The organism is Romboutsia sp. BSD2780061687b_171204_C1 (assembly GCF_015560225.1).
Lineage (GTDB): Bacteria > Bacillota > Clostridia > Peptostreptococcales > Peptostreptococcaceae > Romboutsia_C > Romboutsia_C hominis.
Genome location: NZ_JADMRK010000020.1, coordinates 1 through 9,660 on the forward strand (window position 1 = coordinate 1; position 9,660 = coordinate 9,660).

Genomic DNA, 9,660 nt, shown 5'->3' on the forward strand with positions numbered 1-9,660 from the left:
ATTAAAAACGCTGAAAGTATTGAAAATACTAAAAAGTAAGTAATTACATCTTTAACTATTCCCTAAATACATATTTAAGGACTAGTTAAAATGATATAGAGTGATGATGATTTAAAACCTATTTCAGATAAAATTAATTTATAAGGTATAGACCAAGATTATTATATATTTTTGCTATATAAAAAAATAAGTATTGCATTTTATGGCAAAAAAAGGTTATTATTAATTTATAAAATTACATAAGAAAAGCCCTTACAGTTCCGTTGATGGTTTGGCGACCTTCAATCGAATTAGTACCCAACTATTCTGAGTAGTTAGATAGTACCGTAAGAGCCTTATAACTATGTTACATTAAAAAGTATTTGGCGATACTTTGAAATATATACATAGAAATTTATTAAATTTATATTAATCATTATATATAAAACATTAATATAATGCAAGTGTTTAAAGATACGTTATAAATTTAATTAAAGGCGATTAAGTATATACAAGCTATTTCCTAAGTTGGGAAGTAGCTTTTTTTAATGTTTAAATATAGAACAACAACAAGTGGAAGCCGTACCACTATAAAACGTAAAAGGTGAGTTGAGCCAATGCAAAAAATCAACAGATACAAGGAGGTTATTCCCTTAGTTATGCCGTTTGTACTTGTATTGTTAGGTGATGCCGACCATAAAAGGGCTGGAGGAAATCAAGTCTTATATAGTGATATGTAAGAGTAGTATTCTTTGACTTATTAAATTAAGTTATCAAGGGCTTGTACTGATGTAAAAAGAATATCCTTTACGGTAAACTAACTAAGGATTAATAAAATACTCAAATGACAAACTCAAGGTATTATATTTTTAGTTTATATCTAGCAATTATTAACTTTTTATAAGTTTTTAGTTGTTAGGTATAACTATGTCCAAAAGCCTAAAATCGAAATCTAAGGTATTATATTTTAGTACATTAGAAGTCAATATATTTTGGTAAAAAAGAAAGTTTATCGGACATAGTTAGATATATAAGGGCTTATATATCATATGTAGATATATTGAAAAATAGACAAATAAGCATTGATTAGGGGCATACAAAAATGATATAATTAATATATGATAAATAAACATAAAAGAGGTGGTAAAATGAAAGTTAATATAAATGTATTAGGATTAGATGTTAATAGAGATATAGATGAAATAAGAATATATCATTTAATAATGCAATTAATATATAAATATGATGAATTAGAAGTTAGTGTAGCATTAAGAGAACTAGCAGAATACACAAATTTATCGCTAAAGAAAGTAAGAAGAATAGTAGATAAGTTAGAGCAAATGGAAATTATAGAAATTAAAAGGGGCAAAGGTAAAGGATCAGCTAATACGTATAAGTTAAAAATGGATTAATATAAAATGGAGGGGAATATGGAACAAAATAAAATGGGTATGGAGAGTTTGTATATACCAAAGGAAATAATGAAGCATATACAAAATGGGGAATTAACATTACAAGAGGGAATTATATTATCAATAATAGATTTTTTAGACAGTAGAGGAGAATGTTTTGCGAGTAATGAATTTTTAGGAAAGTCAATAAATGTCAGTATAGATAGAGCAAAAAGAATAGTATCTAGCTTATACAATAAAAAGTATATAGATAGAAAAGTAATATACAAAAATGGGACTATGGAAGTTGATAAAAGAATATTAAAGCCAACTATAAAAACAACAAAGGTTGAAATATCAAAAGAACATATACCTAGTGTTGAAAATAACCTGGGGGTGGGGGTGAATACACCACTAGGTGGGGGTGAAAGTAACCACATAGAAAAGAGAATAGAAAAGAGAAGTAATAATAGTACTACTAGTACCGTTTCTTTTACTGATTTAATTAATTCTTATACCAAAAACAATGAGTTAGCAGAAGCATTAGAAGGTTTTATAGATATGAGAAATGAAATGACAAAAAGTGATGATAAAAATAAACTTCTAACAGTAGGGGCTTTTAAGACAATTCTAAAGAAATTAAATGAGTATGGAAAAAATGATAATGATAAAATTAATATATTAGATGATGCAATAGTAAATTGTTCACTAATGATACAACCTATTGATAAGATATATGAAATACAAGAATATAGTTTAAATAAAATAAAAAAAGCTTCTACGTGGAATGTAGAAACTAGGGCAAATACTCAAAAAGTAATATTGCATAATGATTTTCCAACCAAAGACAGTTACGGTAGAAAAATGGAAATATTGTAATATATACAAAATCCTTAGAAGTAAAGGGAACTTCTAGGGATTATTTTTTTTACTCAAAATTAAAAAAGTAATCATAAGTTTTTTACCTAATATAATTATAACATATCATTTATCGAAAAACAATAAAAATATATTGCAATACAATATATTCTATGGTAATATAAAAGTAGGCAGAATACAGTAATATCAATAGTTTGGAGGTGATAGAGTGGGAACAAAACAAACAACTGTAAGAGTAAGAACGGACTTGTATAATAAGCTAAAAGAAGAGTCTGAACAAATAGACAGAAGTGTAAGCTATTTAATAAACAAGTATGTTAGTAGGGGTATGAAGTTAGATGATAAGAAAAAATAGATATAAAGTTGGAAAGTATCAGCAAAGAAAACTAGATACAGTAAGCTTTGAGAAACAACTTAAAAAAGCACTTGAAGAGGGAACAGAGAAATCAAGATTAAAAAATGATAGAGTAAAAAATTCTAGGGGGTAACTTATGGAACAAACAACAAATGAAATAAAATTAGATGATAAACAAGTAAAAGCTATAAAAGAAGAATTGATAAAAGAAATAACGGAATCAGGAATAGAAGTTATAAATGATGATTATAGAGCTTCAGATGATATAGAATTAATGCTAATAAAATTTGAACATGAGTATAAGAAATATAATGAAAAATCAAAAGATATAAAAGAAACTTATGCACCAAAAGTCGCAAGAGAAAAGATAGAAGAATTGGAAAAAAACTTAAAGCTAAAAGTTGAAGAAATAAAAAAAGACTTAGATAGAATAATTGTAAAAGAAAAGAATTATAAAGAAATAGTAATGAGAAGGTTACAAGATAAGTCAGAGTATAAAAAAGCTAGAAGAGAAGCACTTGATATAATATTAAAAGTTGGGGATAGGTTAGATTTAGAAACTACAATGACACTTGTTAAACCAATAGCTAAAGGAAGAGATTTAACAACTCTAAAAATATTATCTACAATGAAATCTAAAGAAAATTCATTAGCATATACAAGTGCAATTTGTGAGGTTGAAAGGTTTACAAATACAACTGAAACCGAAAAGGCTATACAATCATTCAAGAATTATATGAATAAACCAAGAGAAGGAAGAACACTTGATTTAATGCAATATTTACATAACAATAATTTTTCTTTACGAAGCGAATAAATCTATTCTAAGAATTTAATGATAAATACATTTACAAATTAAAATAAATAGCTTAGAAGCTAATTTAGAGCCTATTTTAGATATATATGATTAGCTTCTAACTATTGAAATATCAACGGAAACTAATAGAGGGGGTGGGGGTATGTTAAAACTTAAAACATCTACACCAAAAGAAGTAAGACAGACCTTGTCAAAACTTTGTAATATGGTAGCAAATGGAGAAATTGAAGAGGGAAAAGCAAGAACTATTACTTATTTATCATCATACATACTTCAATCAATCAGACTAGATGAACAAGAAAAGCAAATACAAGAGTTAAAGCAAATCGTAGAAGATATCCAGGAGAGTAAAAAATAGATGAATAATAACTTGTTAAAATTAAAAAAACAGTTAATAGAAATATCAAAACCAACACTAGAAGATAAAATATCTAATTACTTTGATAAGTTAGGAGCATATCTTGACGGGGAAAGTATATCAGCTGAGGAAGTAATAGAAGCCTTTGAAAATATAAAGAGGTGATAAGGTGAATAGAGAATTATGTAAACTTAAAAGAGAATTAATAAAGATTAATACACCTAGTAAAGAAGAACAATTAGCAAAAGCACTTAGAACAATATTTAGTAATTCAGAAGAGATGACAGAAGAGGAAGCATATAGAACTATTAATTGGGAATATAATCCTTTTACAGATGAAGAAAAAGAGAATGTAGTTGTTATTACATATGAGGGATATAGTCCTATTTTATTAAATCAGAATATAAATAAAAAATCTCCAAGTATAGAAGGGGCAACAATATTAAATTTTGGTATACCTAGAGAACAATATTGATTTATCTTATAGAAGCTGATTAGCTTCTATTTTTATATTTATGACGTATTAATTTAGCTTGTAAGAGCTTTGAAAAGGAATTTAATGTACTTATTCCTTTAATCCTTAAAATTGATTTAAATAGAACGTTCCAAATTGACTAGATACGAATTGATTACAATTGCTATTATGTTTTATATGGTAGCGAGTCTANTTATTATTTACATACCAACTTATTAGATATACACCAACAAAGCCAAAAGGGACTATACACATAAGTATTAAATATATTCTTAAAGCTTCTATCATTTCATTATACATTTTTAAAACCTCCACTAAGAATTATTTATAGTAGGAGCATAGACAAAGAGTTATATTTTTATAATTAAATTACTACAAAATAACCACTATCTTTTTATACATTGGAACAACTATACCTGACTTATTAAAATTTAAAAAATAAAGCTAAAATATAAAAAACATTAAAATCTCTTTAAAAAATAAAGTTTTGGGTAAAAAATAGGAGATTTCATAGAAAAAGCATTACTTTATATATTTAAGTTAGCTTATAAAAAAGTGTGAAAGGTATTGCAAATACTAGAAAAAGTTAAAACTAATCCGAAAATACATATTTAAGGACTAGTTAAAATGATATAGAGTGATGATGATTTAAAACCTATTTCAGATAAAATTAATTTATAAGGTATAGACCAAGATTATTATATATTTTTGCTATATAAAAAAATAAGTATTGCATTTTATGGCAAAAAAAGGTTATTATTAATTTATAAAATTACATAAGAAAAGCCCTTACAGTTCCGTTGATGGTTTGGCGACCTTCAATCGAATTAGTACCCAACTATTCTGAGTAGTTAGATAGTACCGTAAGAGCCTTATAACTATGTTACATTAAAAAGTATTTGGCGATACTTTGAAATATATACATAGAAATTTATTAAATTTATATTAATCATTATATATAAAACATTAATATAATGCAAGTGTTTAAAGATACGTTATAGATTTAATTAAAGGCGATTAAGTATATACAAGCTATTTCCTAAGTTGGGAAGTAGCTTTTTTTAATGTTTAAATATAGAACAACAACAAGTGGAAGCCGTACCACTATAAAACGTAAAAGGTGAGTTGAGCCAATGCAAAAAATCAACAGATACAAGGAGGTTATTCCCTTAGTTATGCCGTTTGTACTTGTATTGTTAGGTGATGCCGACCATAAAAGGGCTGGAGGAAATCAAGTCTTATATAGTGATATGTAAGAGTAGTATTCTTTGACTTATTAAATTAAGTTATCAAGGGCTTGTACTGATGTAAAAAGAATATCCTTTACGGTAAACTAACTAAGGATTAATAAAATACTCAAATGACAAACTCAAGGTATTATATTTTTAGTTTATATCTAGCAATTATTAACTTTTTATAAGTTTTTAGTTGTTAGGTATAACTATGTCCAAAAGCCTAAAATCGAAATCTAAGGTATTATATTTTAGTACATTAGAAGTCAATATATTTTGGTAAAAAAGAAAGTTTATCGGACATAGTTAGATATATAAGGGCTTATATATCATATGTAGATATATTGAAAAATAGACAAATAAGCATTGATTAGGGGCATACAAAAATGATATAATTAATATATGATAAATAAACATAAAAGAGGTGGTAAAATGAAAGTTAATATAAATGTATTAGGATTAGATGTTAATAGAGATATAGATGAAATAAGAATATATCATTTAATAATGCAATTAATATATAAATATGATGAATTAGAAGTTAGTGTAGCATTAAGAGAACTAGCAGAATACACAAATTTATCGCTAAAGAAAGTAAGAAGAATAGTAGATAAGTTAGAGCAAATGGAAATTATAGAAATTAAAAGGGGCAAAGGTAAAGGATCAGCTAATACGTATAAGTTAAAAATGGATTAATATAAAATGGAGGGGAATATGGAACAAAATAAAATGGGTATGGAGAGTTTGTATATACCAAAGGAAATAATGAAGCATATACAAAATGGGGAATTAACATTACAAGAGGGAATTATATTATCAATAATAGATTTTTTAGACAGTAGAGGAGAATGTTTTGCGAGTAATGAATTTTTAGGAAAGTCAATAAATGTCAGTATAGATAGAGCAAAAAGAATAGTATCTAGCTTATACAATAAAAAGTATATAGATAGAAAAGTAATATACAAAAATGGGACTATGGAAGTTGATAAAAGAATATTAAAGCCAACTATAAAAACAACAAAGGTTGAAATATCAAAAGAACATATACCTAGTGTTGAAAATAACCTGGGGGTGGGGGTGAATACACCACTAGGTGGGGGTGAAAGTAACCACATAGAAAAGAGAATAGAAAAGAGAAGTAATAATAGTACTACTAGTACCGTTTCTTTTACTGATTTAATTAATTCTTATACCAAAAACAATGAGTTAGCAGAAGCATTAGAAGGTTTTATAGATATGAGAAATGAAATGACAAAAAGTGATGATAAAAATAAACTTCTAACAGTAGGGGCTTTTAAGACAATTCTAAAGAAATTAAATGAGTATGGAAAAAATGATAATGATAAAATTAATATATTAGATGATGCAATAGTAAATTGTTCACTAATGATACAACCTATTGATAAGATATATGAAATACAAGAATATAGTTTAAATAAAATAAAAAAAGCTTCTACGTGGAATGTAGAAACTAGGGCAAATACTCAAAAAGTAATATTGCATAATGATTTTCCAACCAAAGACAGTTACGGTAGAAAAATGGAAATATTGTAATATATACAAAATCCTTAGAAGTAAAGGGAACTTCTAGGGATTATTTTTTTTACTCAAAATTAAAAAAGTAATCATAAGTTTTTTACCTAATATAATTATAACATATCATTTATCGAAAAACAATAAAAATATATTGCAATACAATATATTCTATGGTAATATAAAAGTAGGCAGAATACAGTAATATCAATAGTTTGGAGGTGATAGAGTGGGAACAAAACAAACAACTGTAAGAGTAAGAACGGACTTGTATAATAAGCTAAAAGAAGAGTCTGAACAAATAGACAGAAGTGTAAGCTATTTAATAAACAAGTATGTTAGTAGGGGTATGAAGTTAGATGATAAGAAAAAATAGATATAAAGTTGGAAAGTATCAGCAAAGAAAACTAGATACAGTAAGCTTTGAGAAACAACTTAAAAAAGCACTTGAAGAGGGAACAGAGAAATCAAGATTAAAAAATGATAGAGTAAAAAATTCTAGGGGGTAACTTATGGAACAAACAACAAATGAAATAAAATTAGATGATAAACAAGTAAAAGCTATAAAAGAAGAATTGATAAAAGAAATAACGGAATCAGGAATAGAAGTTATAAATGATGATTATAGAGCTTCAGATGATATAGAATTAATGCTAATAAAATTTGAACATGAGTATAAGAAATATAATGAAAAATCAAAAGATATAAAAGAAACTTATGCACCAAAAGTCGCAAGAGAAAAGATAGAAGAATTGGAAAAAAACTTAAAGCTAAAAGTTGAAGAAATAAAAAAAGACTTAGATAGAATAATTGTAAAAGAAAAGAATTATAAAGAAATAGTAATGAGAAGGTTACAAGATAAGTCAGAGTATAAAAAAGCTAGAAGAGAAGCACTTGATATAATATTAAAAGTTGGGGATAGGTTAGATTTAGAAACTACAATGACACTTGTTAAACCAATAGCTAAAGGAAGAGATTTAACAACTCTAAAAATATTATCTACAATGAAATCTAAAGAAAATTCATTAGCATATACAAGTGCAATTTGTGAGGTTGAAAGGTTTACAAATACAACTGAAACCGAAAAGGCTATACAATCATTCAAGAATTATATGAATAAACCAAGAGAAGGAAGAACACTTGATTTAATGCAATATTTACATAACAATAATTTTTCTTTACGAAGCGAATAAATCTATTCTAAGAATTTAATGATAAATACATTTACAAATTAAAATAAATAGCTTAGAAGCTAATTTAGAGCCTATTTTAGATATATATGATTAGCTTCTAACTATTGAAATATCAACGGAAACTAATAGAGGGGGTGGGGGTATGTTAAAACTTAAAACATCTACACCAAAAGAAGTAAGACAGACCTTGTCAAAACTTTGTAATATGGTAGCAAATGGAGAAATTGAAGAGGGAAAAGCAAGAACTATTACTTATTTATCATCATACATACTTCAATCAATCAGACTAGATGAACAAGAAAAGCAAATACAAGAGTTAAAGCAAATCGTAGAAGATATCCAGGAGAGTAAAAAATAGATGAATAATAACTTGTTAAAATTAAAAAAACAGTTAATAGAAATATCAAAACCAACACTAGAAGATAAAATATCTAATTACTTTGATAAGTTAGGAGCATATCTTGACGGGGAAAGTATATCAGCTGAGGAAGTAATAGAAGCCTTTGAAAATATAAAGAGGTGATAAGGTGAATAGAGAATTATGTAAACTTAAAAGAGAATTAATAAAGATTAATACACCTAGTAAAGAAGAACAATTAGCAAAAGCACTTAGAACAATATTTAGTAATTCAGAAGAGATGACAGAAGAGGAAGCATATAGAACTATTAATTGGGAATATAATCCTTTTACAGATGAAGAAAAAGAGAATGTAGTTGTTATTACATATGAGGGATATAGTCCTATTTTATTAAATCAGAATATAAATAAAAAATCTCCAAGTATAGAAGGGGCAACAATATTAAATTTTGGTATACCTAGAGAACAATATTGATTTATCTTATAGAAGCTGATTAGCTTCTATTTTTATATTTATGACGTATTAATTTAGCTTGTAAGAGCTTTGAAAAGGAATTTAATGTACTTATTCCTTTAATCCTTAAAATTGATTTAAATAGAACGTTCCAAATTGACTAGATACGAATTGATTACAATTGCTATTATGTTTTATATGGTAGCGAGTCTATTTATTATTTACATACCAACTTATTAGATATACACCAACAAAGCCAAAAGGGACTATACACATAAGTATTAAATATATTCTTAAAGCTTCTATCATTTCATTATACATTTTTAAAACCTCCACTAAGAATTATTTATAGTAGGAGCATAGACAAAGAGTTATATTTTTATAATTAAATTACTACAAAATAACCACTATCTTTTTATACATTGGAACAACTATACCTGACTTATTAAAATTTAAAAAATAAAGCTAAAATATAAAAAACATTAAAATCTCTTTAAAAAATAAAGTTTTGGGTAAAAAATAGGAGATTTCATAGAAAAAGCATTACTTTATATATTTAAGTTAGCTTATAAAAAAGTGTGAAAGGTATTGCAAATACTAGAAAAAGTTAAAACTAATCCGAAAATACATATTTAG

18 protein-coding genes are annotated in these 9,660 nt (G+C 26.2%); all 18 read left to right on the top strand.

Translation table 11 applies throughout. From position 1 onward, the window contains the following. Nucleotides 1-596: 596 nt before the first annotated feature. The 18 genes from I2H23_RS15530 (at nt 597) to I2H23_RS14775 (ending at nt 9,045) form a co-directional block, all read left to right on the top strand. Nucleotides 597-719 carry a hypothetical protein gene (locus I2H23_RS15530; RefSeq protein WP_271933427.1) on the top strand — a complete coding sequence of 41 codons (123 nt, stop codon included), beginning with the start codon at nt 597-599 and terminating at the stop codon, nt 717-719. Between the two features lie 378 nt (nt 720-1,097). Continuing rightward, complete coding sequence (locus I2H23_RS14700; protein WP_195581983.1) at nt 1,098-1,391, top strand: winged helix-turn-helix transcriptional regulator; 294 nt, start codon at nt 1,098-1,100, stop codon at nt 1,389-1,391. Nucleotides 1,392-1,409: 18 nt separating this feature from the next. Next, complete coding sequence (locus I2H23_RS14705; protein WP_195581985.1) at nt 1,410-2,249, top strand: hypothetical protein; 840 nt, start codon at nt 1,410-1,412, stop codon at nt 2,247-2,249. A gap of 208 nt (nt 2,250-2,457) precedes the next feature. Further along, on the top strand, nt 2,458-2,604 hold the full coding sequence (locus I2H23_RS14710) for a hypothetical protein (RefSeq protein ID WP_195581987.1): 147 nt from the start codon (nt 2,458-2,460) through the stop codon (nt 2,602-2,604). Next, nucleotides 2,588-2,737: a hypothetical protein gene (locus I2H23_RS14715; protein WP_195581989.1), complete on the top strand. Its 150-nt coding sequence runs from the start codon at nt 2,588-2,590 to the stop codon at nt 2,735-2,737. The genes I2H23_RS14710 and I2H23_RS14715 overlap by 17 nt, the downstream gene beginning before the upstream one ends. Before the next feature lie 3 nt (nt 2,738-2,740). After that, nucleotides 2,741-3,421, top strand: coding sequence for a hypothetical protein (locus I2H23_RS14720; RefSeq protein ID WP_195581991.1), 681 nt, complete (start codon nt 2,741-2,743; stop codon nt 3,419-3,421). Nucleotides 3,422-3,563: 142 nt separating this feature from the next. Further along, a complete protein-coding gene (locus tag I2H23_RS14725) occupies nt 3,564-3,779 on the top strand; it encodes a hypothetical protein (protein ID WP_195581993.1) in 216 nt (71 codons plus the stop codon). Then, a complete protein-coding gene (locus tag I2H23_RS14730; protein ID WP_195581995.1) occupies nt 3,780-3,944 on the top strand; it encodes a hypothetical protein in 165 nt (54 codons plus the stop codon). Nucleotides 3,945-3,948: 4 nt separating this feature from the next. Beyond that, nucleotides 3,949-4,254 carry a hypothetical protein gene (locus I2H23_RS14735; protein WP_195581997.1) on the top strand — a complete coding sequence of 102 codons (306 nt, stop codon included), beginning with the start codon at nt 3,949-3,951 and terminating at the stop codon, nt 4,252-4,254. 1,133 nt (nt 4,255-5,387) lie between these two features. Continuing rightward, a complete protein-coding gene (locus I2H23_RS15535) occupies nt 5,388-5,510 on the top strand; it encodes a hypothetical protein (RefSeq protein WP_271933427.1) in 123 nt (40 codons plus the stop codon). Between the two features lie 378 nt (nt 5,511-5,888). Beyond that, nucleotides 5,889-6,182 carry a winged helix-turn-helix transcriptional regulator gene (locus I2H23_RS14740; RefSeq protein ID WP_195581983.1) on the top strand — a complete coding sequence of 98 codons (294 nt, stop codon included), beginning with the start codon at nt 5,889-5,891 and terminating at the stop codon, nt 6,180-6,182. Nucleotides 6,183-6,200: 18 nt separating this feature from the next. Then, nucleotides 6,201-7,040, top strand: a complete 840-nt coding sequence (locus I2H23_RS14745; protein WP_195581985.1) for a hypothetical protein — start codon at nt 6,201-6,203, stop codon at nt 7,038-7,040. A 208-nt stretch (nt 7,041-7,248) separates the two neighbouring features. Further along, nucleotides 7,249-7,395 carry a hypothetical protein gene (locus I2H23_RS14750; RefSeq protein WP_195581987.1) on the top strand — a complete coding sequence of 49 codons (147 nt, stop codon included), beginning with the start codon at nt 7,249-7,251 and terminating at the stop codon, nt 7,393-7,395. Beyond that, the gene (locus tag I2H23_RS14755) at nt 7,379-7,528 is read left to right on the top strand and encodes a hypothetical protein (RefSeq protein ID WP_195581989.1); all 150 of its coding nucleotides are present in this window, start codon (nt 7,379-7,381) and stop codon (nt 7,526-7,528) included. Before I2H23_RS14750 ends, I2H23_RS14755 begins: the two co-directional genes overlap by 17 nt. 3 nt (nt 7,529-7,531) lie before the next feature. Continuing rightward, nucleotides 7,532-8,212: a hypothetical protein gene (locus I2H23_RS14760; RefSeq protein ID WP_195581991.1), complete on the top strand. Its 681-nt coding sequence runs from the start codon at nt 7,532-7,534 to the stop codon at nt 8,210-8,212. 142 nt (nt 8,213-8,354) lie between these two features. Next, nucleotides 8,355-8,570: a hypothetical protein gene (locus tag I2H23_RS14765; RefSeq protein ID WP_195581993.1), complete on the top strand. Its 216-nt coding sequence runs from the start codon at nt 8,355-8,357 to the stop codon at nt 8,568-8,570. Beyond that, entirely contained in the window at nt 8,571-8,735 is a 165-nt protein-coding gene (locus I2H23_RS14770) for a hypothetical protein (protein WP_195581995.1), read from the top strand. Between the two features lie 4 nt (nt 8,736-8,739). Continuing rightward, the gene (locus tag I2H23_RS14775) at nt 8,740-9,045 is read left to right on the top strand and encodes a hypothetical protein (protein ID WP_195581997.1); all 306 of its coding nucleotides are present in this window, start codon (nt 8,740-8,742) and stop codon (nt 9,043-9,045) included. Nucleotides 9,046-9,660 lie beyond the last annotated feature (615 nt).

Coding starts and splice junctions, on each gene's coding strand:
- I2H23_RS15530 (WP_271933427.1), top strand. CDS start 597: ATGCAAAAAATCAACAGATACAAGGAGGTTATTCCCTTAGTTATGCCG.
- I2H23_RS14700 (WP_195581983.1), top strand. CDS start 1,098: ATGATAAATAAACATAAAAGAGGTGGTAAAATGAAAGTTAATATAAAT.
- I2H23_RS14705 (WP_195581985.1), top strand. CDS start 1,410: ATGGAACAAAATAAAATGGGTATGGAGAGTTTGTATATACCAAAGGAA.
- I2H23_RS14715 (WP_195581989.1), top strand. CDS start 2,588: ATGATAAGAAAAAATAGATATAAAGTTGGAAAGTATCAGCAAAGAAAA.
- I2H23_RS14720 (WP_195581991.1), top strand. CDS start 2,741: ATGGAACAAACAACAAATGAAATAAAATTAGATGATAAACAAGTAAAA.
- I2H23_RS14725 (WP_195581993.1), top strand. CDS start 3,564: ATGTTAAAACTTAAAACATCTACACCAAAAGAAGTAAGACAGACCTTG.
- I2H23_RS14730 (WP_195581995.1), top strand. CDS start 3,780: ATGAATAATAACTTGTTAAAATTAAAAAAACAGTTAATAGAAATATCA.
- I2H23_RS15535 (WP_271933427.1), top strand. CDS start 5,388: ATGCAAAAAATCAACAGATACAAGGAGGTTATTCCCTTAGTTATGCCG.
- I2H23_RS14740 (WP_195581983.1), top strand. CDS start 5,889: ATGATAAATAAACATAAAAGAGGTGGTAAAATGAAAGTTAATATAAAT.
- I2H23_RS14745 (WP_195581985.1), top strand. CDS start 6,201: ATGGAACAAAATAAAATGGGTATGGAGAGTTTGTATATACCAAAGGAA.
- I2H23_RS14755 (WP_195581989.1), top strand. CDS start 7,379: ATGATAAGAAAAAATAGATATAAAGTTGGAAAGTATCAGCAAAGAAAA.
- I2H23_RS14760 (WP_195581991.1), top strand. CDS start 7,532: ATGGAACAAACAACAAATGAAATAAAATTAGATGATAAACAAGTAAAA.
- I2H23_RS14765 (WP_195581993.1), top strand. CDS start 8,355: ATGTTAAAACTTAAAACATCTACACCAAAAGAAGTAAGACAGACCTTG.
- I2H23_RS14770 (WP_195581995.1), top strand. CDS start 8,571: ATGAATAATAACTTGTTAAAATTAAAAAAACAGTTAATAGAAATATCA.